Source organism: Ureibacillus sinduriensis BLB-1 = JCM 15800, from assembly GCF_000772955.1.
In the GTDB taxonomy this organism is placed as follows: domain Bacteria; phylum Bacillota; class Bacilli; order Bacillales_A; family Planococcaceae; genus Ureibacillus; species Ureibacillus sinduriensis.
Map to the genome: position 1 here is coordinate 37,912 of NZ_JPVO01000041.1, position 25,793 is coordinate 63,704.

Genomic DNA, 25,793 nt, shown 5'->3' on the forward strand with positions numbered 1-25,793 from the left:
ATCACCAAATTTGAGCAAGTTAAATAACACAATTTGGTTATACACAAACCGCTTATGGAATGAGGGTTGTTAATTCCCTAATATCGTCAATGACAATGTCAGCTTGCTCCAGCTCATCTTTTTGAGCAAAGTCAAAATTCACGCCTATCGAGATTAGCCCATTATCTTTTGCCGCTTTAAAATCAGACAACCGATCCCCCACAACCCATGCTGAGGAGAGTTTATTTTCTTTCACTACTTTCTTTACCAGCTCCGATTTATTACCTGAAGGTATCAATTGAATGCTGTAGACCTTTTTAAAAAAGCGGTTCAAATGATACGTATCGACAATTGATTGCAAGTATTCCCCGAGCCCATTACTGGCGATGAAAAGATCATACTTGGTACTTAGTGATTGAAGAGTCATTTCCACATTTGGATAAAGAGACCCTTTTTGGCTACGGATTATCTCATTCAGTTTTCCTTGAAACAACTCATTACTATTCTCTCGGTCTTCTTGTGAAAAGCTTGGACATAGCGTTTCCCAAACAACCGGTAAGGGCACACCCATAATTTCGCGGTATTTGTTTATTGGCGTCTCTCCAACCCACAAACCATTTTCTCTTAACACGTTAAATGTTCCTTCCAATGCCGGTTCCAATATTTTATCTGTTTGAAATAAAGTACCATCCATATCAAAAATTATCGCTGTATTCATTGTTGCCTCCAATTTTCTTAGTTTACTTACATACTTCATATGTATAGGTTTTTTATCTTTTTTCCAACTACTAGCTTCTGTTAGATAAAAGAAAAATACATCTTCCACCTTATATTATTTTGTAATAAAAAGTAAATATATATAAATTTATGTAAAAGTGGGGATGATTTATTTTCTGAATAGTAGAAATATATTAAATATAATTAATTTTTAGCATGCTTTGTATATAAGATTTTGTTATTATAGTGTCATTATAAATTTATTATATTAGGAGGGATTTTTTTGAAGATATCTATTAGATGGCGAATACTGGCTATAGTTTTAATAATTATCGTGTTAGGCTTGGGTACACTAGGAACTGTCAGCTCACTTTTAATCTCTTCTAAGACGGAAGATAGTGTAATTCAACAAAGTGAAGTAGTTGTTGAAGGACTCTCTGACAATATTACAACATTTTTATCAATATATGAGAAAAGTATAAAAAAATTGGCCGTGTCACCAGATGTACATAATTTCCACTCATTTTCACTTACTTATAACGACGACGCCGATCAATTATACCGAGCCGATTTAGCAGATTACCTATCAGTATATGATGCTGCTTCAGGCATTTACTTTACCGATGGTGAATACACGATTATGGAACCTCATTTTGAGGGGCTCAAGGACCTCGATATGAAAACACGCCCTTGGTATACAAAAGCTATGCAAAATCCTGATCAGTTTGTTTGGTCGTCCCCTTACCTGGATAGTGTTACCGGCGAGTATGCGATAACAGGTTCTATGGCTGTTAAAGATGGTAATAAAATTATAGGTGTTATGGGTGTAGATATCCTATTAGCGCAACTAACAGATATGTTATCAACCACTAACCTGGGGTATGATGGTTATCCTCTAGTATTAGATAACAGCGGAAGCGCGATAGTGCATCCATCGAGAATGGGAGAAGACCTCAGTGCAGAAGAATTCGTTCAAGCATTACAGACAGATAGTAATACAAAAAATAAATTGAAGGCAACGATCGATGACAAAGACGCTGTAATCGTTTATACGAAAGTGCCGGAGTTAAACTGGACAGTAGCTTCAGTCTACTACGCCGATAATTTAAATGGACTTGCCAAGAATATTCAACAAGTCATCTTATATATTTCAATAGCTATTATTGTGGTTACTTTCATTGTTTTATTCCTTTTTATAACGAACGTTCTAAAACCTATCAACAAACTTGGGCACTTAATGAAAGAAGTTTCGCAAGGGGATCTATCAGTCAATATCGAAGTTAAATCACAGGATGAAATTGGTAAACTCAACACCCATTTCAACTCAATGATTGTAAACATGAAGAATATTATTAAAGTTGTGCAAGAATCATCAAATAACGTGGAACATCGTTCTCATCACCTAAGTGCTCTAGCTGAGGAAACAAGCGCTTCTAGTGTAGAAGTTTCAAATGCAGTAAATGACATCGCAGTTGGAGCGACTACTTCATCGGAGAATGCCGATGCGGTAACAGAAACTACAGGCCAACTCGGCGAAAAAATTAACGAGATGCTGGTTCAGTCCCATTCTTTACATGACATTACAGAAAAAGCAGATCAGTTAAATATTTTAGGTCACGACAAGATGAAAAATTTATTGGGCTCCTTTGACCATTCCAATCACGAGTTAACGATAATGGCACAGGCGGTTAAAGGCTTAGAGACAAAAGTGAATGCGATTGATACTGTCATGAGTTCGATATCTGATATTTCTGCTCAAACGAATCTACTCGCACTCAATGCAAGTATCGAAGCTGCCCGTGCTGGTGAGCATGGAAAAGGCTTTGCTGTTGTAGCCGAAGAAGTTAGAAAGCTTGCAGAACAATCAGCAAGAGCGACAGTACAAGTTAAAAGGACGCTCATTGAGCTTCAAACAGAATCTCAACAAGTGGCAAATCAAATGGGGGAAATGCAAAAAACATTCCTAAACCAAGGTGCTGTAGTAGAAGATACTAGTTCCCTTTTCAAAAATCTTTCTGCTCTTATTGAGAACATGGAAGGTACATTTAAGAATGTCATTTTCCAAATTGAAGGGATTGTTATTTATAAAGATCAAGTAATTCAAACAATTGAAGAAATGTCACTAACAGCTCAATCCACTGCCGCTGCCTGTGAGGAAGTAAGTGCTTCAAGCGATGAACAGCTTACAGCAATCCAGTCTGTTGCAGAAGCCTCAGAACAATTAAACAACTTAAGTACAGAGCTAGCAACTGTTATAAGTAAATTTAAAATAAAATAACCTGTCAAGCGGATTAAATTTCGTCCCACAAGCATATTCCAAACCTTTTGGGACGGATATTTATCTGATTAGTTAATCCCTCTTTACCATGGTCATAAATTCCGCTCGATCCGTCCAAAATTCTTTATCTTTTTTAAACCCAAGTTTTTCGTATAAACGAATTGCTCTCTGATTAAATTTGGCTACCGTTAACCGGATACTCACTTTCCCGTTTTTCTTTTTGATTACATTAATTATAAAAGAACAAAACTCTACCCCCTTCCCCTACCGACGAATCTTGGATTCATCCCTAATCCCATATCAACAAAATTTTCTTTATAGGCCCGTGTGGCATGTCCAGCAGGTACTTGCGCAGATTTACCAGAACAAAAAAATCCAAACAATTCATTTTCCGTATCTACTAAAGCATAGTATGAACTATCAAGTAATTCTTCCAATGCTTCCTTTGTATACTCATTATCATAAAAATTATAAGGTGGATCATACTTCCAATTAAGTATTTGAGTTGCATATTGCTCATTCATGTCGACTACTTTCATTTCCATGTCTACCATCACTCCATTACTGTTTCGCTAAGTTGTTAAACATCCTTTAAATCAGTTATATGTAAATTTAATTTGGGCAAAGCAAAATATTAAGTATTTATTTTAGAGGACTTTCGCTTTTTTTGAAGAATTTAAATATCTTTACATCAATGTATTCGGGAGGGGTTTCAATGATTGCTAGTATAGTTGGTAACAGAGTGACATTAAGAGAGCTGCAAGAAACGGATTGGATGGATGTGCATTCCTACGCCTCTTTGCCTATTGTATGTCAGTACCAACCTTGGGGGCCAAATTCAGAAGAAGATTCCAGGGAGTTTGTTCAGCAAGTGATTTTCGACAGTAAAGAAATTCCTAGATCCCGTTTTGTTTTCGCTGCGACAGTAGAAGATAAGCTCATCGGTTCAGGAGAAATCAACATACAAGATTTTATTGATAGAAAAGGTGAAATTGGATATGTTGTACATCCTGATTTTTGGCGATCTGGATATGCTACAGAGATTGCAAAACTATTAATTACATTTGGCTTCACTCAGCTAAACTTGCATCGAATTTCTGCAACTTGCGATCCTCGGAATGTAGGCTCAGTAAAAGTTTTAGAGAAGGTGGGCATGCTGAGAGAAGGAACAGTTCGTGACGATTTTATCATACATGATGGCTGGAGAGACTCTCACCTTTATGGCATTCTCGAACATGAATGGCTTGAAACTGCTTCTTCTCGAAAAATCATAGATCGATAAAGCCCTATATCCTTTTTTTTATTCTGTAATTTCACCTCAATTAAAGCAGAGGTGTTTTTTTATTCCAAATTTTATATACCATTACAAGTAAAAGACCAGTTTGATATGAACCCTTCCTTATGTACAACTGGATAACCATCAAGATTGTAGCAAGCATTGGACGCCTCCATAATTTCTTTATGGGTTAAATACAAATCTATTGATAACCCAATAACAACCATTAAAGCAAGAGAAGAGAGAATAAGTATTACTTGTTTTTTGACACTATTGTTCACTTTAATACACTCCTTATAAAATCCACAACAACGATAATATATGATTGTTTTTAACTAAATATGACAATCTATTACATAGTTTTCACTTTTTTATAGTTAATATACGAAGAACAAAAATGATTGTTTCATTTTTAGTGTATTTTTATTTTAATCTTTAGTTAATACTTCCTTTTTTGTCCAGAAGAGTTAATAATATTTGCCTCTATTTAGTTTTAATTACCTCCTAAATGCAAATAATAAGATTGGAATGTTAACTTACTCAATCAGGAGGATATCAAGATGAATGTTCAAAGAGCCCAAGAGATTTCGGAGTCTCCGGTTATTGCAAACGTATTGTATAACGGAGAAAAGGTATATATTCAACATGTAGATGCGGAAAAAGGAACTGCTAGAATATACCCTCTTGATGATCCTCAAAAAGAACAAGATGTTCCTTTATCCAGTTTATTGGAGCAGTAAGAAGTAATCAGGGAGAATATGTAATTAACAATATTCTCTCTTTTCTTTTTTATTATTTTCACAAGGGGTAATTCATTATCATTACCACATTCCCATCTGGATCTGCTACATTGAACCAAGCCATTTCATCAACATGCCATTCAATTTCCCTAACTATCTTATAGTTCCTCTTTTTTAAGTACTGATAAGCTCATCAAATTAGGAGCGTAAAAATTAAATATCGGATTTGAACTTGTTTGATGTTTAAAATGAGGATCGAAAGTATGATCATCTAAAGTCAGGAAGTACTCCCTCAATAGGTACATTGAAAACGGAGGATTTTATTATTTCTAAATCAACTTTTATGCCAAGTAGTTCGCAATCCCATTGTGCAGATTTTTCAAATTACTTGCATGAATGAAAATACCGTTCATTCGGTTTTTAATAGGAATTTCCTTTTCCATTAAAAACAACCTCCTACAAACATGAGTTACTTCTTTTGAATTAGACCAAATCCCATCCCAACCGGGTCGACCAAATAAGCTAAATAAAAATCATCAAATTCCATTTTATCCCGAAGAATCATAGCACCATTCCCTTTTGCTTTCTGCAACGTTTCATCGATTGATTTGACCTCTATTTGTATTCTTGTCCCGTGAGGATAATCACTAGGCCCTTTACTTATCCCCCCATCTATACCATGTTCTTCTGCTTGTCCCGTTGTTACTGCCCAATAATCCCAAGAGGGCTCGGCCACTTCCCAGCCAAACACGTCAGCAAAAAATTGGGCTGCTTTTTCCGGATTTTGACTGCTATTTCAAACCCAATAACTCTTGCCAAATTTATAGACCTCCTTATTTTAAAAAAGTATTATCATTTGTTCCAATATTTTGAAAAATCCATTTGAACTATCCATCAATAGAAAATAGGAAATTAATGTCTCCCTATGTAAATGTTTTTGACACCCTACCTAGAATAAAACCGTTTATCCTGAGCAAATTAGTACCTAGGAGGTGAATTCATGGGGAACAAAAACAGCAAGGAAACATTGAATGTGAGAACCCACAACCCTTTCGAAACTTATGCACATTTGCATAGAAATACCACTAGTCATCGAGATAATCCGGAGGACAATACTGCTGAGATAGCAGAAGAATTCGATTCAAAAGTTAAGAATAAGAACAATGCAACCAATCATGACAAAAATCAACAATCAAATAAAAGATAAATAATCTAAACTAATGGAGGAACTGGAAATGGCGAAAAAAAATAAGAATAGAAATAATAATAACAACAACTTAAACAATAACAACCAAGAGATCGCTCAAGAGTTGGATGTACAAGAAGTTAAAAACAACAACAAAAAGCAGAAAAAGAACAGAAACAATTAGTTAACTGTAGATGCACCAAAAGTACATATCGATACTTTTGGTGTATTTACTATTCCTCTCCTTGGAGAATGTCCTTTAAAAATCGCTCCCTGTTTTCCAAAAAGTACCTCATAATTCGGTAATGATTCGTTTCTTCATATTTTATTTCTTGAATGGACTCTTCATCAAAACTGTAGATTGTAGCATTGGGGTATCCTAAAAGAATTGGTGAATGTGTCGCAATAATAAACTGACTGTCTCCTTCTTGGACCAAATCATGTAGAATCCTTAAAAAAGCAAGCTGTCTTTGGGGGGAAAGTGCTGCTTCCGGTTCATCCAATAAATAGATCGCATTTCCATTAAACCGGTTTGAAAATAGCGACATAAAGGATTCCCCATGGGACTGTTCATGTAAAGAGCGCCCACCATACGATTTAAAAGCTGCTACTTCATCTATATGTGATGCAAAGTTATAGAAAGACTCTGCACGCAAAAAGAAACCGTTTGTTACTTTTGGCCACCATGAAAGTCTGATAAATTCACCTAATGCAGATTCGGACCGATGAACATCATAAAAATTGTTCCTTCCCCCACCAGCAGTATTAAATCCGCATTTTTCTGCAATTGCTTCTAATAGTGTCGACTTGCCCGAACCATTTTCTCCAACGAAAAATGTGACCTGATTCTCTATTTCCAATCGGTCAAGTGTCTTGATTGTCGGGATTGAAAAAGGGTATTCATTATACGATGAAATTAAATCGCGCTGGAGTTCAACTCTATTCAAGAACATTTTTAATCCCCCTCTTACCTCTCATATACTATAAATAATAGCTCATAACTATGAGCTCGCCCTTTTTGCCCATTCTTCGTTCCCCTTCATCAACATATCCACATTTTTTGTATAGATTATGGGCAACTTCATTTCCAAGATTCACTGCTAAAACAATTTCATTAATACCATAAAAATTTTCTCGAACAAAAGACGGTAATCGCTTTAACGCCTGTTTTGCATAGCCATTTCCTATATAGCGGATATCTGTGGAAAATGCTCTTAATAAAATTGCATCGGGATTGTCAGAATAGGGTTCTACCCCCTTATTTTTATGTAGATTAAAGTATGTAACCAAGATCCCGCCCTCAATCGCCATTATGGCGTGTCGATCCGGATCCTTTGCGCAAAGCTGCGTACAATCAACCGGTGCACCGGTAAACCTTAGTTGGTCCTCAGTTATTTGATAGTTTTCAACTGCCTCTTTATATGTTTCGTTATAAAAACAAAGATTCAAGATAATCACCTCACACAGGAACATTTGTTCCTATTTTACATTATATCACTTGTTCCTTCAACCATATTTTTCAAAAAATTCAATTTCCTATTTTGGACTTAGCTGTATTGAACCTCTTTTTGCTGGAATATACTCCTATATAAATTTCAACTTTGGAGGGTATCCATGAAAGCAATTATTACAAAAAAATACGGAACACCTGATATTTTGGAGCTAAAAGAAGTTAATAAGCCATTACAAAATGATGATGAAGTATTGGTAAGTATTAAAGCCGCCTCTATAAATTACGGTAACTTAGTTCTTTTATCGGGAAAACCATTTTTGGCACGAATGGCTTTCGGTTTGTTCAAACCTAGATTCGCTATACCAGGTGGTGATATCGCGGGGATAGTTGAAGCAATCGGCAAAAATGTAACCGGGTTTCAGCCAGGCGATCAAGTTTTCGGTGACCTTTCCGCTTTTGGATGGGGAGGATATTCCGAATATGTCGCGCTCCCGCAACGAGCAATAGTCCACAAACCAACTAATCTTACTTTTGAAGAAGCCGCCGCTGTTCCTATGGCAGCAGTTACAGCCTTGCAAGCGTTGCAGAGGGGCAAAATAAATTCCGGCCAAAAGGTGCTAATAAACGGTGCCTCTGGAGGAGTCGGGACTTTTGCCATTCAGATCGCTAAGGCATACAACACAGAGGTGACAGCCGTTTGTAGTTCTAGAAATATAGAAATTGCACGTTCACTTGGTGCAGATCATGTCATTGATTATACAAAAGAAGATATTTCAAAAATGGAAAATCGCTTTGATCTCATTCTTGCAGTGAATGGATACGTTCCGATTTCAACCTATAATCGTCTTCTAAAGCCAGAAGGTTCATACGTGATGATTGGTGGTTCTGAAGCACAAATGTATCAGGCCATGTTCCTGGGTCCCCTCCTATCCTTAACAAATAAAAAGAGCCTTAAGAACATGCTGCAGAAAACGAATCGAAAAGATTTGCTATTTTTAAAGGAACTTATTGAAGCGGATAAAGTAAAACCCGTTATCGATCGAACTTACAAGTTAAGCGAACTAAAAGAAGCCTTCGAATATTTTGAACAAGGCCATGCACAAGGAAAAATTGTCATTTCTATTTAATCTATTGTACCTTCACCCGCGTTTAAGTCGGTAATTGAACAATATATCCTTTTCCGTAAAACCTACTTTGAAGTAAATATGATTAGCTTGATCATTTTTCCGTTCTACACACAATTTTATTTCTTTTATAGTCAAAAAAGTAAAGAGTTCCGTAATAACTTCGTTCAGCAACATGGTGCCATATCCTTGATTTTTAGCAGATGGAGAAATAGCAATGTAGTGTAGGAAAGCTTCTCCCAATTCCATATCTACCTCATAATGAGCATAGCCAAGAATTTCACCCGTTGTTGATTTCAGCACTCTTAAAAAACAATATTCATCATTCAATCGGGCTACAATCGTTTTGGCATCATAATATGTATCCGGAAACTCTGCTCCATGCAAATATTCAAAAGCTTGATAGTCGGTATCACAATATTTTGTGCTTTTAAATTCAAGCACACCTTCAAAATTTTCTTTTTGAAGTTCTAAAATTAGGTGTTCACCCGTTTTAGTAGCTTGCAGTATGTTCATAAACTCCTGCTGAATGTGATTATCACTATTCAGAAAAAAGTTGAATGACCTGATTGTTGGATACTCTTCCAATAGCCGTCCCCATATTTTTTGCTGTAATACGTGCGAAGAAGTTTTATTAAATGGTCCCCATACTTCCGCACTTTTTCCATCAATATCCAACCCAATTGCCGCATCTATTTTTCCTTCAATATTTTTGGCAATATAAAAGGCAATCCGACCATTTTCCTGAACAAAATCTTTTTTTAATGTTGCATAGATTTCTTCAACTTTGTCACCACAATATCCAATATGGGATGATTTTTGATTATTTACTTCGTATAGGAAGTTTGCCACTCATCCAAATCTGCAGCCATTTCAATCATTGCAGGCATATAAGCACCCCATTTCTTTCTGATCTATAAAAAGTTCGTTGTGTTAGCGATAAACCCTTTTATATAAAGAAAAAAAGCGTTTCTTTTTATAGAAACGCTTTCCAGCATTAACAATTAATGAATATCCCGTTTTCTAAAGTTACCGCCCTTCACTTCCGCTACATCATAGACGGTAACAAAAGCACCTGGATCGATTTCTTGAATGATCTCTTTCATTTTACTTTCTTCCAAACGGTTAATGACACAAGTCACTTCAATGAACTTTTCTTTCGTATAGCCGCCATATGCTTCATTATAAGTGGCACTTCGACCTAGACGATCACGAATCGTATCAACAAGCATTTCCGGTTCCAGGGTGATAATTTTAAATGTCTTAGAGCCACTTAGCCCTTCTTCTACAATATGAATGACCTTAGATGCTATAAAGTAAGCAATACCCGAAAGAATAGCGCCTTGCAGACCGAAAACTGTTGATACAATAATGAAGACAAATAAATTCAGGAATAAAATTAAATCACTTGTCCCAAAAGGCAATTTTTTCGATAAGAGAACCGCCAACATATCAATGCCATCCAATGCACCGCCATTACGCAGCGCCAAACCCATACCAAATCCGAGGATAATCCCGCCGACAACCGTAACCAATAAAGTATCGCCATCAATAATGGCCGGGATATGATGCATGAGTATTGTCCCAACTGCTAATGAAGCTATACCCAACACTGAATAGATAGCAAAGCTTTTCCCAATTTGCTTATACCCAAGCCATACGAATGGGATGTTCAAAACGGCGATTAAAACGCCCAAAGGTAACCCGAACAACTGTGAGCCGACGATACTTAGTCCCGTTACTCCACCGTCCGATACATTATTCGGAATTAATACAGCCTCCAGTCCATATGCTGCGATTAACCCCCCCAATATAATCATGATGGATTTCGTTAAAATCCTGACTATATTAGTCTTTTTCTTTCTCACTTTATTCATTTTGTTTCCTCTTTCCAATACAGTTTCGTTCGGTTATGTAAAGTTTTTCACTTATATTTCCCAATATAATAATTATATATTAGCTTTCCCTATTCTCAAAACAACAGCCCTTAAAAGTTATATTGAAATGCTTTTTTGCAGTCGATAACTTGTTGAAATCCTAATCCACGAACAATGATCAGATAAAATATTCAAAGCCTTCTACTGCACAGGCGAAATGTTATTGACCTGTAAAATTTGTAATTTCCCCCACGTTCCTTTCCAATCTTTTTGAGCTACACGTGTTTCATAATTCTGAATTCTCCCTTTGTCCATCAATACGAAGGGAGTCGGCTTAACAACCATATTTACAACGTCGGTAATCCCATACGGTGCAGCCAAAATCAGGTTACCCCGGCCATCCAATTTAATTCCGATTGCAGTTGCTGTTTCCGGAAATTTTGATATTGCATCGATTGAAGATGTATAAGGAGCAGTGTTATTTCTTATGTGCATTCTCGCTTCATTTTTTACGGACCATGGAATATTTGGCAGGAGTGATTCCAACTTTATCTCGTACCACTTTTCCTCTGATTCATCAAGATTGGACGAATCAAAGTAAATTACGTCCACATCAGGTACCTGCGTCCTTTTATGAAAACCATGTAGTGTATCCCAAATTTTTGCCCTTACAAACCCCGCACATATCCACCAGTCAGGAAGATCCAATGTTTTCGCAGCTTGTAAGATGTCCATCATCCAAGCATCCTCCCGAATGATTGAAATAATCTTTTCCTCATTCAACAATACCATTCTCCCCCTTATGTCTTCTAAATCCCCAATAAAAAACTGCCAAAGCGGCAGTGGAGATCTGTTTTGATTAGAAATATTATAGACTATATCAACTTATCGATAATTATTATGTGTAGGCGTAAACAAATCCTCATCCGAATTTCGAACAAGTGAAAAATTATCAACATTGTAATGTCCATGCAATGTCCTATTATGATGATTGATAATTTGTTGTCCAGTTAGTGCATCTGAATCAGATGTAGAGTGTCCGTCCTCTACCAGCGTCACGTCAAATCCAGATACTGTTGCCGTCCTTACCGCTGTGTCGATGCAGTATTCCGTTTTGCACCCCATCATGACAAGATGTTCAATTCCACGTTCTTTTAGATAATTATTTAATGGCGTCCCATAAAATGAATTTGTCGCTGCCTTGTTAAAAGTGATGGTATGCGAAGGCACATTGATTCCCGGATGCACCTCAAAACCGGGGCCTTCGCCATTTGCAACATCGACGTCCCGGATAAATATGATTGTAATCTTTCTGTCTAATGCCTGTTGGATAACCGCGTTAATCTTTGTTATTAATCTTTCCTTTTCGATCACTCCCGGTTCAACGTGATCCCCTTCAATCAACGCTTGCTGTGCATCAATGATTACTAATGCTTGTTTCAACTAATTTCCCCCCTAGCAACTTGTTTATCTCCATTTCTATTCCTTATCTGCAGAAAAAAATCCTTCTTTCCGCCATGATAATTTAAATCTAAAAGAGCGATACCCTTATAAAAAGGTATCGTTCCCATTATTTATTCTCTGCCTGGACGATCGGCCAAATACGAACCACTGCCTTTTTGGCATAATGCAATATCGGTCTTTCGTAATTCGGCACGATATTCAAGGCTTTCAGCAAGGTGTTATGCTGGAATTCAGCTTCCGCTCTTTCCAGCAGCCAAGGTTCGTGCAAAATATCCGCTCGTAAAGGGACACCTTTTTCATTGACAGTATAGAGACAATATCGTTCCACTAGCCATTCTTCCATCGACCCTTTGTCTGCCACTGATGGCGCGGATATCGACTTATAATTGCACAGCAACTGTAGACCTGACTTCTTTTCACTTTCAAATATGATTAATTCCTTCGCCTTTTTGTAGTACATGTTCATATGAAAGTAGGGCAACCGGAAAAATGTTTTAGCAGAATATGCGGCAAGAAAGTTGGAAGCCGTTAAACTAAAAAAGTAAACTCCCGGCTTTCCATTCAGCGTTACATACGTACGGACATTAAAGCCTGGAAACGCAGCCATTCCGGGTATGGGCGGCAATCCTCTTAAATGCATGGAACTCGTTAAGTAAGGTACAATAGTAACCCACCCGGTTTGATAAAACGTATCCAACGTCAACCCACTTGGCACCAAATTTTCTAGAACTTTGCGTGGCACCGGATAATGTGCAAATAAGACATCACTCCAAGTCTGCTTCATAATCCAAGGCAAACTGGTCGTTAACTTCCTCTTTTCCTCTATACAGCCTTCTTCAACAAACATTCGCTCTTTCATTTTCCTTGCTGTCACCACCTTCATTATTCGTAGATAATTTCCAGTATGAACTAAACGCCAGGGAACCAACCAGGTGCGTTTAGGATAATTTTCCATAACGTGTCTGGTACAACTAACTCTTCTTGCTTTTCTTTATCGATCTCAGTTACGATTTCATCTTCTTTTCCATCCGCTACTTTTTGGACCCAGTCCGGATCTATAATCAATTCACGACCCAGTGCCAATAAAGGTATACCCGTCGCAAAAGCTCTGCGCGCGTCTTCAGCACTATAAATCGAACCAACCCCAATCAATGGGACACGTCCGTTGATTTTTTCAAGTAAATACTCAATACGTGTTTTCGATAGATCCTCAACACCTCTTTTGGCAGTTGAGAAAAATTCCATTAATGAAACATGCAGATAATCTAAACCTTTGTCGGCTAAAACATCCACTAACGCTAATGTATCCGCCATTGTAATGCCGTTTTCTTCAGGTTCTTCGGGAGAAAAGCGATGTCCAATTATGAAAGAAGCGTCACCATACTTTTCTACCACACTTTTCACCTTATCAACTACTGCCAATGGGAACGCCATGCGTTTTTCCAAGCTTCCACCAAAGCGGTCTTCACGCTTATTGGAATGTCCTGAGAAAAATTGTTGTATTAAATAACCATTTGCCCCGTGAATCTCCACACCATCATACCCTGCTTCGATTGCTCGGCGGGTTGCTTCACCATATGCTTCGATAATTTCATAGGCCTCTGCTTCTGTTAAAGGTTTCGGTATTTTCCCTTCTACTCCGTTATGAACAGCCGGCACATCGCTCGCACTGACAATTTCACCATTTGGAACCAGCTCAGGAGGAGACATTTTTCCGCCATGATAAATCTGCAGGATCGCTTTTGCCCCTTGTTCCTTAATGGCTGTTGCCACGCGCTTCATGCTTGGAATAAATTCATCACTATAGGCAGCAAATTGTCCATGGAAACCTTGACCATTTGGCGTTACATGCGTACACGCTGTAATGACCATACTTACTCCGCTAGAACGACGGGAATAGTATTTAATCTCTGCGTCCGTCACCGTTCCATCCGCATTAGACGAATAGTGCGTCATAGGTGCCATAATAAGCCGATTTTTTAATTCAACTCCATTCGGCAATGTATGCGGTGTAAACAAGTCTTTATATTTTTCATTCATATCTTATTCCTCCCCTTACTAATTGCAGAATCTATTTAGAAAGCTAAGAACTCCTATATCAATCTCATAGCGTAGTCCCTAATTTCCAAAATGTAGACCTTATGTATATACTAAACAAACATCACCCAAATCAGTAACTAATATGCTTGGGGAAACTTAATGGCGTGGTGCGAACAACATCACTGACACGCCGGCTAAGCAGATGCATGCACCAATCCAATCATAGAAATCAGGAGTTTTCCTATCAATCCCCCATCCCCATAACACTGAAAGGATGATAAACACGCCGCCATAAGCTGCATAAACTCTCCCGAAAGATAAAAAGTTTTGAAATGTGGATATAATACCGTATAGCGCCAATGCAATCCCACCCCCTATCCCCCAATACAAAGGTTTTCCTTCCCTTAGCCATAACCAGATCAAATAACCTCCGCCAATCTCCGCAACCCCTGCTAAGATGAATAACGCCATTGTATAAAACATATTTCAACACTTCCTTAATCGTTTTTATAAATTATACTAAACACTTTCACCAAATCTGTACTTGAGCAATCTGTTCTTGTTCTCTATAACTCCCCGTCCAATACCGTCATTCCCACCCTTCTAGAGTCGATCTACAAGTATCATCTCAATGTGACTAATTAAATTTAAACCGTACCTCTTTGGAATCTGAGAATAGTTAATTAGTATCATTACAAGTCTTATGCACTATACATTGCAAACATATTGCTTCCTTGCACTTAAGTCCTATCGAATATGGACGGTGTCGAGAATTGTTGTATATAATTGAATGAAGTCAAATTTTGTAGGTGAAATACTTGGACGATATCGTAATTACCGGTTATGGCATTAAAGCACCTGGTATTTTAGATAATTTAAGCTTTTTAAATGTTTTAGAAAAGGGCATATGTACACAGAGTATTTTAAGAAACCCTCAGTATCCGGAAACTCATATTGTTGCGGGTATAATAGAGGACAGTTTCCTAGATATACGAGGAAGAAATTATAAGCGCCACTCGCGTTCTGTCAGAATGGCGGTCGCCTCTGCTTTGGATGCTTGCGAAATGTCGAATTTGGAATATTTCAAACCACACCGTATTGCAGTAATAATGGGAACTTCTGCTGGTGCCATTCTTGAAATAGAACAGCAGTCTTCAGACTTTTTTGATTTAAAGACTACTCCCATCCAAGGTGTTTCATATGCCGATACACACACGCTTTCGGGTACGGTTGCAGAGGTAATAGGTTCGTTTGGGCCTGCCTTTACTTTAACTACCGGATGCACTGCCAGTTTGGATGCACTGTCTATCGGAAAACTCCTTCTTGAAAATGGGACCGTGGATGCGTGCATTGTAGGTGGAACCGATGCGCCGTTAGGCCAGTGGACAATCAATGGCTTTAAAAAATTAAGAGCCCTCTCAACCGAATTGTCCATTGAAAATGCTGGTGTTCCTTTTTCAACAGCCCATCGCGGATTTGTTATATCGGAGGGCGCTGGAGTTATTGTGCTGGAACGCAGACAAACAGCAGAATCACGCAGCCAGAAGATATACGGAAAAGTTGAACGGGTCATAACGAGAAATGAAGGGCAAAAACTATTAAGTTCAGATACGACCGGCAGACATATGCTTGAGGTATTCCAGGATACTATCGGGGATACTGTACCAAGCTATGTAAATAGCCAGGCGCTTGGTCTGGAAACAAACGATCACATAGAACGCTTGGTTCTGAAAGAAACATTCGGCTCGGAAGTACCGATCACTTCAATTAAAGGAATGACTGGACATTCATTTGGTGCAATGGGGGCCATTCAAATCATTTCATCACTACTTTCAATGGAACATGGGTTCATACCTCCTACCATTAAAACAAAATGCGTTGGTTTTAATGATATACCCATTGTTCTGAAGACTAGATATCAAGCTGTGGACTCTGTATGCATCACTGCTCATGGCAGTAGCGGGAATAATGCCTGTCTACTGCTGACACATTGCTAGGAGGCGCAATACATGTTTTTTACCTTTTTAATTTTACTATCCTGCATTCCGATAGTAGTCGGCGTGACGCTATTAATTTTATTTAAAAAATACAAGCTATCGAGAGTGCTATTTCTACTTCTCTTAATGGTGACATTTTGGCAATTGGATGTTGCCTTTTTATATTCTTATAATCTTTTAAGTGAAGAAATTATCCTCTTCTTGTTCAAGTTGCTGCGCTTTGGTTCGATTTTGATTACACCTGTATTTTTCCATGTCGGATATACAATTGTGCAAGAAATCTTGCCGGAGGAATTGCAAAAGAAATGGAAACCTTATGTAAATCGTACTACTGTCTTTTTATTCTACGGACTAGCCTTTTTTGTATATATCGTAGGATGGAGCAAAAATGGAGTTAGTAGTTTGGAGCTTATGCAAATAGGTTCCAACGAATTTTACTTTCCAGTTTACGGAAAGTTATCTTGGACTTTCATTTTCAATATTTTAATCTTCCTGGTTAGTATGACCACCTGTTTTTTAATTAGTTTAAATGTTAAACAGAATAGCGAACGTACCTTTTTAGTTTATTTTAGTATCTTTTCAACTGTTGGTTATGCTATAGGTGGCTTAAATATGTTTCCGGCGGCAAAATTATACCCAAGTTCAATTGCGTTGCTAGTCTATGCCCTTTCCATATTAATCATTTCTAGCAGAATGCATCTAGAGATTGTGAATAATATGAACAAGAAATTAAATGAGCAGAAGAAATTCCTTTTTCAAGTAATCGATTTGAACCCGAACTATATCTATGCACGAGACAGAAATGAACGTTATACTCTGTTAAATCAATCCTATGCACAGCTGAAAGGAATCAACATCCAGGATATGGTCGGGAAAACGGATGATGAACTGCAACGAGAACCCCAACTGGAAAAAAGAATACAGGCGGGCAATCTATACGAGGTGCGGGAAAAAGTCTTTATTCGCGAAGAAGAAATCACCTCTGCTTCCGGTGAGGTCGTATGGGTTCAGACTGTCAAGGTCCCAATCAATCTGGATGAGAGCTCCGCAATACTTGCTGTCTCAACAGATATTACTGAACGGAAACAATATGAAGACGAAATCAAGTTCCAAGCCTATCATGATTCTTTAACCGGATTGCCGAATAGACGAATGTTTAATGAAGATTTGACCAGCCTCCTGGAAAGAACAAAGTCGGAAAATAGTCAGAGTGCCATTATGTTTCTAGATTTAGACCGATTCAAATACATTAATGACACAATGGGGCATGACGTTGGAGACCTTCTATTAGTCGAAGTATCAAGACGTATTGAGAATCTGCTGAAGAAGAGGCACCATTCAGCCAAAATTTATCGCCTTGGGGGGGATGAATTTACAATTCTGCTTTCACAATATAGTGCTACCGAGAGTGAAGCCCTTGCCAAAGAATTATTGGCGCAATTTAAAACTGGCTTCATGATTGTTGGCAGTGAGTATTTCATCACCCCGAGTATCGGTATCAGCATCTATCCACAAGATGGCGTTGATGCAAATACCCTCATAAAACATGCTGATACGGCCATGTACTATGTGAAAGAAAAAGGGAAAAATAACTATCAATTATTTACTGCGGAAATGCAGAAAAACTTCTACCGAAAGATGATGATTGAAAGCCAATTAAGAACAGCATTGGATAATAAGGAATTGGAACTATATTATCAGCCTATCATTGATTTAAAATCCAAAAACATTGTTGCAGTGGAATCTCTATTAAGGTGGAATAACGAAACTGTCGGACCTGTGTCACCTGATGAATTTATACCGGTTGCAGAAGAAACAGGAATGATTTTGCCAATCGGCCATTGGGTGCTGCAAACAGCTATCCAGCAAAATGCGAAATGGCTGAGTGAAGGTTACAAACCTTTAAAGACAAGCATCAATGTTTCAGTGAGGCAATTACTTGATCCAATGTTTGGGGATAATGTGAAAAATGCAATAGAAAGCACTGGGATCGATGGGGACAAAATTGTACTGGAGATCACCGAGAGCATTGCAATGTATGCAGATTCGATGATAGAAAAGCTGAATGCCTTAAAGAAAATTGGCGTCACCCTCTCGATGGATGACTTTGGGACAGGTTACTCCTCCCTTAGTTACCTAAACAAGTACCCATTGGATTCACTGAAAATCGATAAATCGTTTGTTATGGGGATGCATCAAGACGAGGAGCATAAGGCCATTGTAAAAACGATTATTGCCATAGCAAATCATCTTGAATTGAGGGTGATTGCCGAAGGAATTGAAGGCCTGGAAGATGCCGACTACTTGAATGAAATGGGTTGTGATTATGGCCAAGGATATTACTTCAGCCGCCCACTTCCTGCAAAAGAATTCGAAGAAAGATGGCTGGCCTTAAAATAAATAACTATTTTTGTTAGTATATTTTGCAAATTAGAATTTTATAAACAAGCAAATAAGGCATTCAGTATGAAAACGTACTGAATGCCTTTCATTTTTTCATATGCCCATCTATCTTGCCATTTGGCATTTGCTATCTACCACAAATCTATAAAAGTTGCTCAGGACTACATATGTAAATCTTGTATAACCATCCTCTTATCTAATAGGAATTCCCACCTTTAATTACCAGCCTACTTTTAGACGATTCTATATTATGATTGTTAGTGAGGTGATGAAAATGATAAAAGCTTATACATACCCAGTAATTTTTGCTCTAGAGGATACAGAAACAGATGAAGGTGATTTCCCCGTTTATATCAGAATCCCAGATCTTATGGATGCGGGATTTTCCTTCGCCGCATCTGCAGGGAATACTGAAGACGATATTTTGGCTATTGCCAGCGATTGCATGAAGATGTCCCTTGCCGATGGGCTTCGTCGTGACTTACAGGCGCCAATAGCATCAAAACTTGACAACGTTGACTTAAAGAGACATCTGTCACGGTATGACGATGAAGATATAAATCTTAAAAGCATCGCAATAGAATGGATTAAAACTGAGGTGTAAAGCCTCAGTTTTTTTGCAGTTCATAACAATAAATTTGCCTATCCTATCCGCCCTGTCGCTACCGCTTTGCAACTAAAATTATTAGGTACTTTTCTTCATTTATAAGAGACTGAAAATTGTGTTAATATCGTTGTATCTTAATAGAATTGGAGAGTTGATATGATAAGTTTTTCTAAACCTGGTGTAGAACAATTTTTTCAGACGTTAACGATTTCAGATTTCACAATTAGTCCTGACGAAAAACAATTGGTATTCAGTACCAATTTAAACGGTTATTTCAACCTGTGGGCAATGGATTTGCCAAATCAATTCCCTTATCCTCTCACATTTAATAATCAAAGTGCAGCATTTCTGTCTTATGCTAAAACAGGTGAGTTCATTATTGCAGGCTTCGATAAGGATGGGGATGAAAATGCACAAATTTATGCTGTTTCCCCCCAAGGCGGAACATTATATCCTCTACGTCTGCATGAAGGCGAACGTCACTTTTTTTCACATCTGAGCGAAGATGGAAAACGGCTTTACTATCCAAGTACTTTTGGTAATACAACCTACTTCAATAACTACGTTTATGATATCGAATCAGGAGAAGAAAAACTCTTGCTTGAAGGTGAGGAAGCACCTACCTTCATCGATGCAGTGAGTCCTAACGAGGATTCCTTTGTTGCCATCAAACAATACGGCAACACCCATTCTGTGGCTTATGTATATCTTGGAGCAGAGAAGCACTTGCTCACTCCCGAGACAACGGAGCAGCATACTGTTACAGGAATTGTCTATACCTCTAATTCGGAAATTTACTTTTTAACTGAATACAACGCAGATTTAAATTATCTAGCAAAATTAAATCTAGCAACAAAAGAATTTTCAATCGAATTACAGCTTGATAAAGAAGATTTCACATATTTAACATATTCAAAGAAAGATCATTCTCTCTATCTAATCGGATCATATGGTGTTGAGGATCGTTTATACAAGTACAATCTGGAGAACGGCCAATTACACTCCTTGAACACGCCGACAAGTGTGATCGATAAACTAGTCGTTACTTCCAGTGGCAGCCTTTATGTTCTAGGTCGCAATGCAACTACACCAGGTAATATTTTCACCTCGAAGGATAATGGCACTGACTGGATAGAATTAACTCATTACCGTGTACCGGGGGTAAACGAAGATGAATTGGTTGAGCCGGAAGTGTTGACTTACCCTTCATTTGATGGAATGGAAATTGAAGCATTATTTTTCAAAGCGAAGGAAGAAACCTCAAATGGTCATGTTATTCTTTGGCCTCATGGAGGTCCGCAAGCTTTGGAACGCAAAACTTTCCGATCCATGTTCCAATCTCTTCTTTATAGCGGCTATTCGATATTTGCGCCAAACTTCCGTGGGTCAACCAATTACGGTCTGCAGTTTTCCAAAATGGTTGAAGGCGATTGGGGTCATGGGCCACGTTTAGATAATATCCAAGGTTTGGAATGGTTAATTGAAAAAGGCTATGCTGACAGAGAAAAAATTCTACTATTGGGAGGAAGCTATGGGGGCTATATGGCCCTTTTACTTCACGGTAGACATGCAGAGTACTTCAGGGCGGTAGTGGACATTTTCGGACCGAGCGATCTCTTCTCATTTATCGACTCTGTACCTGAGTTTTGGAAACCTTATATGGAACAATGGGTTGGGGATCCTGTGAAAGATAAGGAAAGATTAACAAAGGATTCCCCCATCACTTATTTAGATGGCATGACAAAACCAATGCTCGTCATTCAAGGAGCAAACGATCCACGCGTTGTGCAAAAAGAGTCCGATCAAATTGTTGCTGCACTGAAGGAAAAAGGACGCGAAGTGGAATACATCGTGCTGGAAGATGAAGGACACGGTTTCTCCAAAAAGCAAAATGAGATACTCGTCTATGGAAAAATTATCGAGTTCTTCAATCAACAAATCGCCAAATTGATGCAATAATATTAAAATAGCCCTTAATGCTGGATTTTCTTTGCATTAAGGGTGTATTATTTTTTCCGGTTGCATCGCATCTCAAAATAAATACACATATCAAGAAATTGCCACCCCTTCGTTCAACTCAAGAAACAAACACGATGAACAATCCTAATGATCTAAAAGAATTATTATAAATTCTTTTATTGCCTCCCCACTCAAATTTTCAATTTTTGAAATATATAAAACTCATTTAAACAAACGGTTTTTCTACTACAATAAGTAGAAACCTTAAATAGAATAAGAGTTAAAAGGAGGCAACATCATGAATAAATGCGCACATCTGATGGGTGGCCTAACAGCAGGTATAGCCGCATCAAAGCATCTCCTTCCATCGGTTTCACAAAACGGATCGTTTGATGGCTTGTTGGGTATCGGGGCGGTACTTTGTGGAGCTATACTGGGATCGCTTCTTCCTGACATTGATCATCGAAACAGTTATATCGGCAGAAAGCTGAAGATTGCTTCTTTTATCATTAGCAAGACACTAGGGCATCGAAGTGTCGTTCATACTCCTCTTGTTATCTTTGCGTTCTCCGCATTGATTTACTCCTTATCAATCGGATTAACCGGCCCAATTCAAGCCTTATTAACCCCCTTTATTTATGGGTTAAGTTGCGGGATGTGGAGTCATCTGCTTCTAGATATGATGACCAAAAGAGGGATTCCCCTCCTATATCCCTTCACTAAAATGAGTTTTCGGATTGCGAATTTCAAGAGTGGCGGCATGGGCGATACTATCGCAATAATGGGCTGTACGCTCTTGATGTTCTTGATGTTAATTAATTGAGATATAACGAAAAAAATGAGCACATTACGAGCTGACATTCAGCCTGTAATGTACTCTTCCTTTTCACTATTGCTTATGATTCATTTTCTCTTTCCTTGAATGAATAAATTTTTGAGTGACCATTCCCGCATTAAATAGCGCAATAATCATAACCAAGTAAAACAATAATCTAGGTAAAGCAAATTCCCCTTCATACGAAAAATCCGTATAGTAGAAAGAATTCATCACAAAGCAACCTGCTACAAATATTGTTAGAATGAGTTCAAATCTCGAGGATTTCCTCAATTCTTTTACCTCCCTAGTCAATTTCATTGTGAATGTGACGGATGGCAGCAGCATTCCAGGATGTGGTCGTTCACCATTCCCACCGCTTGCATAAAGGAGTACATAATTGTACTTCCGACAAACTTAAAACCCTCTTTTTTCAGTTTTTTGCTCATCTGATCACTAATTTCGGTCGTTACAGGAACTTCCTTCATGGACTTCCATTCATTGATGATCGGTTGATGGTCGACAAAATCCCATATGTAATTGGAGAATGAACCGTATTCCTTTTGTATCCGCAAAAAGATCTGAGCATTTGTTACAACACTTTGTATTTTCAACTTATTCCGGACAATCCCTGGATTTTCTTTCAGGGCTTGTAATTTTTCCTCAGTGTAATGAACGATCTTTTCAGCATCAAATTGATCGAAGGCTTCGCGATAGTTCTCTCTTTTCTGTAAAATCGTCCACCAACTTAACCCTGCTTGTGCACCTTCCAAGCAGAGCATTTCAAATAGTTTCCGATCATCATATACAGGGACTCCCCACTCTTTATCATGATACTCAATATATAACGGTTCTTTTGTTACCCATCCGCAACGCTTCACTGTAATCAACCTCCATTCATTAGCATTTCTTCTCTATTTCTTGTAGTAGCCTAATCATTTCTTTGTTTTGTTCTACATGAATTTCGCTATTTATTTTAATATGACGAATCCATCTGACGATAAAAGCCAATATGAACAACGGCACAAGATAAAAAATAGCGGCAATCAAATCTCCCATTTAAACACCCCTTAAATTACTCCATTTATAACTGTTGCATTTGCACTTATATGATAATATCAATTTCATTTCAAAATATAGCACACACTTTTATACATCCTAAATAATACCATATTACAATTAATCAGTTGTTAATTGTAGTAAAAACTATATTTAAGACTTTTGTACAAAATGAAAAAGTTATAAATTGCATTATGCTCACTATTAATAAATTTTGGGAGTGACGATATGAAGATAAATAAAGTTACCTTATATGCCCATGATTTGGAGGGCTTGGAAATTTTCTATTGCAAGAAACTCGGGTTTCAAAAGCTCGAAATGACTTCAACAGGTTTGGAAATCAAGATTGGGGAGAGTATACTAGCATTTGAAATGGCAGTTCCAAACGAACAAAAGCAATACCATTTTGCATTCAACATCCCAAGCAATCTTTTTGAGAAAGCAAAAGAATGGATCCAGTGCCACACCTTACTGTTAAAGGACCAAGGTCGGAATTTTGCATATTTTGAAAACTTCGATGCCCATTCCGTATATTTTTATGATCCTGAAGGAAATGTCGTTGAATTGATCGCCCGCCACTCCGCTAACCCTGCAGCTCATACTGACCGATTTACGGCAAGAGAGATACTTAGTATCGGCGAGATTAATTTAACAACTGAAGATCTGTTGGTAGTGGGACAAAAATTGGTTTCCCTCGGGATTCCCTTACAAAATGGAGCTGAGCTGGATGAAACTTCACTTAATTTTATGGGGGAACCGAACAGCAATGCCTACATCTTACTAGGGCCCGCAAAGCGCAATTGGTATTTTTCCACTAAGGATGCTGTTGTGAGTCGGATTAATATTATTGTGAATGGTCATCTTGAGCTTTCGGTTGATAAAAATGGCCGTTTCCATTACAAAAATAGTTAAAAAACGGGCATTTCTTCGCTTTGAAGAAATGCCCCTATGCTCATTACATTTAATTTGCCAAAATGATTTCTTCAACTTTATCCATTACCTGTTTGGCAGTTAAATTAAAGCTTAGTGCCAACTCCTCGGAAAAATGCGCTATCACTTGTTCGAGTATTTTTAAGTCTTGGTTGGGCAAATTTTTATCCTCTTTATTTAATTCGATCTTTTTTCTTAAAATGGTATTAATCATTTGGGCAATCTGTATATGATTTTTTGATTCTATCACTTTTTGATAATGTTGCGTCCGTTCATTCATACGGCTATGCCAGACATCCGGTGGATTTTTAAATGTCTCCAAAATCGTCTCCGCTGCCTCTTTCGTTGTAATAGTCGATAGTTTAGAATCCTTCGCTTCAACAGGATGATATAACCTGATGGATGCATCATGATAAGAATGCAATATATAGTAGGTTTTCTTTTGTCCAGAGAAAGTTAACTCCTGGATATCCTGGACTACGCATACGCCATGTGCACCATAAAAGACCTTATCCCCAATTGAGAACATCGTTTTCCCCCTTGTAATTAGCATTTTATTGTATGCCACTCATTACATCCAATGGCTTTTAAAAATGTTTACAGCACTCTCTCCAGCCACTTCTCATTAGTCAGTATATTCGCCGACTGCTCCAAATACCTCTAAAAATGCATCGTTCCAACTATCTTACTATTTTCGCATTAACTTTTATCATTTATAACGCAAACAATCAAATAGTAGTGCGTCAATAAAAAGAAGTGTTAACCTTTTACTGGCTAACACTTCATATTAATAGTCATTGTTAAACTAAATTTCTAGTACCGAACTTTTTCGGTAAATTCATAATATTACCAGTGATTAATGGCGAAGTAACCTTCCACACCCATTTGCTTGATAAAAGATAGACAATGAAAAATGCGATCCCGAACAATGCAATGTAGTTGCCCGTTTCTTCAATCCATTCATAAATGGCCGTTTCCTTAAACGCTCTGATGATAAATAGATGCAATAGGTAGATTGCCAATGTTTTACCGCCAATATCTGTATACCATTGCACATTTTTAGGGACAAGTGACAAGAAAATATAAGTTGCTATAAACATAACCCCATATACGGCCAATCTGCTTAATGCGCCTGAGTCGACTATGCCATAGCCAATATCCCCATACGGAATTCTACCGAAAAACCACTCTTTCCATCTTACATCGCCAAATTGATAAACGAATACTACGAGCATTATTCCTATAATATATGCTGCACACATATTCCATTTATTTTTCAGCTTTACAAAATTTTCCCGGTTCAAGTGATATCCCAACAGGAAGAATGGGAAGAAGAAGAAAGTTCTGGCCAAGGATAACCATTCATTCACTGTACTTATGTATCCAATAAGCAATGAGAGGGCGATCGATACTAATATCATCATCTTATGACTACTGAATGCCCATAAAAGGAATTTCCATATCGCCATACTAAGTAAAAACCATAATGCATAGCGAGGCTCGAAAATTTCAAACACTACATTATCTCCAAAAACGTTTTTATAATATACGGTATATAAGAGCTGAAAGATAATATATGGCAACAACAAGGTCTTTCCAATTTTAACCAAATCTTTCCGACTTTTAATAGTTCTTGAAAAATGCCCCGATATTAAAATAAATGCCGGCATATGAAATAAATAGATGACTAAATACAAAGTATCTATATATTGATTTTCTTTCAGATACCCCGACAATAGATGTCCTAATACAACCAAGTAGATTAATATTGCTTTTGCGTTATCAAAATATGCACTTCTATTCATGATGACTTCCTTTCAAGCAACCATTTTAACATAGAATAATAAAATTCTAGCTGCCAATTTTTTCATTCCCAAAATGCACTGTTTT

32 protein-coding genes are annotated in these 25,793 nt (G+C 37.7%); 12 read left to right on the forward strand and 20 right to left on the reverse strand.

The features are described 5' to 3' along the window. Positions 1 to 52: 52 nt before the first annotated feature. Positions 53 to 697, reverse strand: a complete 645-nt coding sequence (locus CD33_RS03730) for an NIF family HAD-type phosphatase (RefSeq protein ID WP_036198402.1) — start codon at positions 695 to 697, stop codon at positions 53 to 55. Between the two features lie 282 nt (positions 698 to 979). Here CD33_RS03730 and CD33_RS03735 point away from each other — a divergent pair, with 282 nt between their 5' ends. Beyond that, positions 980 to 2,974, forward strand: coding sequence for a methyl-accepting chemotaxis protein (locus tag CD33_RS03735; RefSeq protein WP_036198404.1), 1,995 nt, complete (start codon positions 980 to 982; stop codon positions 2,972 to 2,974). Between the two features lie 72 nt (positions 2,975 to 3,046). Here CD33_RS03735 and CD33_RS20800 read toward each other — a convergent pair whose 3' ends face one another. Then, a complete protein-coding gene (locus CD33_RS20800; protein WP_309299184.1) occupies positions 3,047 to 3,178 on the reverse strand; it encodes an N-acetyltransferase in 132 nt (43 codons plus the stop codon). 47 nt (positions 3,179 to 3,225) lie between these two features. Next, positions 3,226 to 3,519: a hypothetical protein gene (locus CD33_RS20805; RefSeq protein WP_309299185.1), complete on the reverse strand. Its 294-nt coding sequence runs from the start codon at positions 3,517 to 3,519 to the stop codon at positions 3,226 to 3,228. Between the two features lie 170 nt (positions 3,520 to 3,689). On the opposite strand from CD33_RS20805, the gene CD33_RS03745 reads away from it, so the two are divergent. Next, positions 3,690 to 4,256 (forward strand): GNAT family N-acetyltransferase, encoded by a 567-nt coding sequence (locus CD33_RS03745; protein ID WP_036198407.1) that lies wholly within the window; start codon positions 3,690 to 3,692, stop codon positions 4,254 to 4,256. Positions 4,257 to 4,327: 71 nt separating this feature from the next. On the opposite strand, the gene CD33_RS03750 is transcribed toward CD33_RS03745, so the two are convergent. Beyond that, entirely contained in the window at positions 4,328 to 4,531 is a 204-nt protein-coding gene (locus CD33_RS03750; protein ID WP_036198410.1) for a hypothetical protein, read from the reverse strand. A gap of 279 nt (positions 4,532 to 4,810) precedes the next feature. Between CD33_RS03750 and CD33_RS03755 the strand changes: the two genes are divergently transcribed. After that, on the forward strand, positions 4,811 to 4,990 hold the full coding sequence (locus CD33_RS03755; RefSeq protein WP_036198412.1) for a small acid-soluble spore protein H: 180 nt from the start codon (positions 4,811 to 4,813) through the stop codon (positions 4,988 to 4,990). Between the two features lie 58 nt (positions 4,991 to 5,048). On the opposite strand, the gene CD33_RS20920 is transcribed toward CD33_RS03755, so the two are convergent. After that, positions 5,049 to 5,147 carry a hypothetical protein gene (locus CD33_RS20920; protein WP_328587766.1) on the reverse strand — a complete coding sequence of 33 codons (99 nt, stop codon included), beginning with the start codon at positions 5,145 to 5,147 and terminating at the stop codon, positions 5,049 to 5,051. 312 nt (positions 5,148 to 5,459) lie between these two features. Continuing rightward, positions 5,460 to 5,726, reverse strand: a complete 267-nt coding sequence (locus CD33_RS03760; protein WP_258516509.1) for a VOC family protein — start codon at positions 5,724 to 5,726, stop codon at positions 5,460 to 5,462. Positions 5,727 to 5,990: 264 nt separating this feature from the next. Between CD33_RS03760 and CD33_RS03765 the strand changes: the two genes are divergently transcribed. After that, positions 5,991 to 6,197 carry a hypothetical protein gene (locus CD33_RS03765; RefSeq protein ID WP_036198413.1) on the forward strand — a complete coding sequence of 69 codons (207 nt, stop codon included), beginning with the start codon at positions 5,991 to 5,993 and terminating at the stop codon, positions 6,195 to 6,197. Between the two features lie 28 nt (positions 6,198 to 6,225). Then, entirely contained in the window at positions 6,226 to 6,360 is a 135-nt protein-coding gene (locus tag CD33_RS20665) for a hypothetical protein (protein ID WP_258516512.1), read from the forward strand. Positions 6,361 to 6,409: 49 nt separating this feature from the next. On the opposite strand, the gene CD33_RS03770 is transcribed toward CD33_RS20665, so the two are convergent. After that, positions 6,410 to 7,129: an AAA family ATPase gene (locus CD33_RS03770; RefSeq protein WP_036198415.1), complete on the reverse strand. Its 720-nt coding sequence runs from the start codon at positions 7,127 to 7,129 to the stop codon at positions 6,410 to 6,412. 28 nt (positions 7,130 to 7,157) lie between these two features. Then, positions 7,158 to 7,625, reverse strand: a complete 468-nt coding sequence (locus CD33_RS03775; protein ID WP_036198417.1) for a GNAT family N-acetyltransferase — start codon at positions 7,623 to 7,625, stop codon at positions 7,158 to 7,160. 165 nt (positions 7,626 to 7,790) lie between these two features. On the opposite strand from CD33_RS03775, the gene CD33_RS03780 reads away from it, so the two are divergent. Beyond that, positions 7,791 to 8,756 (forward strand): NAD(P)-dependent alcohol dehydrogenase, encoded by a 966-nt coding sequence (locus CD33_RS03780; protein WP_036198419.1) that lies wholly within the window; start codon positions 7,791 to 7,793, stop codon positions 8,754 to 8,756. A 12-nt stretch (positions 8,757 to 8,768) separates the two neighbouring features. On the opposite strand, the gene CD33_RS03785 is transcribed toward CD33_RS03780, so the two are convergent. The 7 genes from CD33_RS03785 to CD33_RS03815 all read right to left on the reverse strand — a co-directional run bounded on the left by CD33_RS03785 (position 8,769) and on the right by CD33_RS03815 (position 14,617). Continuing rightward, positions 8,769 to 9,605 (reverse strand): GNAT family N-acetyltransferase, encoded by an 837-nt coding sequence (locus tag CD33_RS03785; RefSeq protein WP_036198422.1) that lies wholly within the window; start codon positions 9,603 to 9,605, stop codon positions 8,769 to 8,771. A gap of 152 nt (positions 9,606 to 9,757) precedes the next feature. After that, the gene (locus tag CD33_RS03790) at positions 9,758 to 10,630 is read right to left on the reverse strand and encodes a YitT family protein (RefSeq protein ID WP_036198423.1); all 873 of its coding nucleotides are present in this window, start codon (positions 10,628 to 10,630) and stop codon (positions 9,758 to 9,760) included. A gap of 201 nt (positions 10,631 to 10,831) precedes the next feature. Further along, positions 10,832 to 11,422, reverse strand: a complete 591-nt coding sequence (locus CD33_RS03795; RefSeq protein ID WP_036198424.1) for a nucleotidyltransferase family protein — start codon at positions 11,420 to 11,422, stop codon at positions 10,832 to 10,834. A 93-nt stretch (positions 11,423 to 11,515) separates the two neighbouring features. Continuing rightward, positions 11,516 to 12,073, reverse strand: a complete 558-nt coding sequence (locus CD33_RS03800; RefSeq protein WP_036198425.1) for an isochorismatase family protein — start codon at positions 12,071 to 12,073, stop codon at positions 11,516 to 11,518. A gap of 127 nt (positions 12,074 to 12,200) precedes the next feature. After that, a complete protein-coding gene (locus CD33_RS03805) occupies positions 12,201 to 12,953 on the reverse strand; it encodes a YqjF family protein (RefSeq protein WP_036198426.1) in 753 nt (250 codons plus the stop codon). Between the two features lie 50 nt (positions 12,954 to 13,003). Beyond that, entirely contained in the window at positions 13,004 to 14,134 is a 1,131-nt protein-coding gene (locus CD33_RS03810) for an NADH-dependent flavin oxidoreductase (RefSeq protein ID WP_036198427.1), read from the reverse strand. Between the two features lie 156 nt (positions 14,135 to 14,290). After that, on the reverse strand, positions 14,291 to 14,617 hold the full coding sequence (locus CD33_RS03815; protein ID WP_036198428.1) for a YnfA family protein: 327 nt from the start codon (positions 14,615 to 14,617) through the stop codon (positions 14,291 to 14,293). 335 nt (positions 14,618 to 14,952) lie between these two features. Here CD33_RS03815 and CD33_RS03820 point away from each other — a divergent pair, with 335 nt between their 5' ends. From CD33_RS03820 to CD33_RS03840, 5 genes are all read left to right on the forward strand, one after another. Then, positions 14,953 to 16,131 (forward strand): beta-ketoacyl synthase N-terminal-like domain-containing protein, encoded by a 1,179-nt coding sequence (locus tag CD33_RS03820; protein WP_052129972.1) that lies wholly within the window; start codon positions 14,953 to 14,955, stop codon positions 16,129 to 16,131. Between the two features lie 12 nt (positions 16,132 to 16,143). Continuing rightward, on the forward strand, positions 16,144 to 18,531 hold the full coding sequence (locus CD33_RS03825) for a putative bifunctional diguanylate cyclase/phosphodiesterase (protein ID WP_052129974.1): 2,388 nt from the start codon (positions 16,144 to 16,146) through the stop codon (positions 18,529 to 18,531). 277 nt (positions 18,532 to 18,808) lie between these two features. Next, positions 18,809 to 19,138 carry a hypothetical protein gene (locus tag CD33_RS03830; protein WP_036198429.1) on the forward strand — a complete coding sequence of 110 codons (330 nt, stop codon included), beginning with the start codon at positions 18,809 to 18,811 and terminating at the stop codon, positions 19,136 to 19,138. A gap of 159 nt (positions 19,139 to 19,297) precedes the next feature. Beyond that, a complete protein-coding gene (locus CD33_RS03835; protein ID WP_036198430.1) occupies positions 19,298 to 21,100 on the forward strand; it encodes a S9 family peptidase in 1,803 nt (600 codons plus the stop codon). Positions 21,101 to 21,398: 298 nt separating this feature from the next. Continuing rightward, positions 21,399 to 21,923 carry a metal-dependent hydrolase gene (locus CD33_RS03840; RefSeq protein ID WP_036198431.1) on the forward strand — a complete coding sequence of 175 codons (525 nt, stop codon included), beginning with the start codon at positions 21,399 to 21,401 and terminating at the stop codon, positions 21,921 to 21,923. 66 nt (positions 21,924 to 21,989) lie between these two features. On the opposite strand, the gene CD33_RS03845 is transcribed toward CD33_RS03840, so the two are convergent. Genes CD33_RS03845 through CD33_RS20430 form a run of 3 tightly spaced genes read right to left on the reverse strand, consistent with a single transcriptional unit; the run spans position 21,990 to position 22,973 of the window. Then, on the reverse strand, positions 21,990 to 22,208 hold the full coding sequence (locus CD33_RS03845) for a hypothetical protein (protein ID WP_036198432.1): 219 nt from the start codon (positions 22,206 to 22,208) through the stop codon (positions 21,990 to 21,992). A gap of 23 nt (positions 22,209 to 22,231) precedes the next feature. Continuing rightward, positions 22,232 to 22,795, reverse strand: coding sequence for a DNA-3-methyladenine glycosylase I (locus CD33_RS03850; protein ID WP_036198433.1), 564 nt, complete (start codon positions 22,793 to 22,795; stop codon positions 22,232 to 22,234). Positions 22,796 to 22,814: 19 nt separating this feature from the next. Then, positions 22,815 to 22,973: a hypothetical protein gene (locus CD33_RS20430; protein ID WP_176400129.1), complete on the reverse strand. Its 159-nt coding sequence runs from the start codon at positions 22,971 to 22,973 to the stop codon at positions 22,815 to 22,817. Between the two features lie 228 nt (positions 22,974 to 23,201). On the opposite strand from CD33_RS20430, the gene CD33_RS03855 reads away from it, so the two are divergent. Continuing rightward, a complete protein-coding gene (locus CD33_RS03855; RefSeq protein ID WP_036198434.1) occupies positions 23,202 to 23,885 on the forward strand; it encodes a toxoflavin lyase-like VOC family protein in 684 nt (227 codons plus the stop codon). 49 nt (positions 23,886 to 23,934) lie between these two features. On the opposite strand, the gene CD33_RS03860 is transcribed toward CD33_RS03855, so the two are convergent. Both CD33_RS03860 and CD33_RS03865 read right to left on the reverse strand, forming a co-directional pair. Next, complete coding sequence (locus tag CD33_RS03860; RefSeq protein WP_036198435.1) at positions 23,935 to 24,432, reverse strand: CarD family transcriptional regulator; 498 nt, start codon at positions 24,430 to 24,432, stop codon at positions 23,935 to 23,937. A 271-nt stretch (positions 24,433 to 24,703) separates the two neighbouring features. After that, positions 24,704 to 25,708, reverse strand: a complete 1,005-nt coding sequence (locus CD33_RS03865; RefSeq protein ID WP_052129975.1) for an acyltransferase family protein — start codon at positions 25,706 to 25,708, stop codon at positions 24,704 to 24,706. Positions 25,709 to 25,793: the final 85 nt, after the last annotated feature.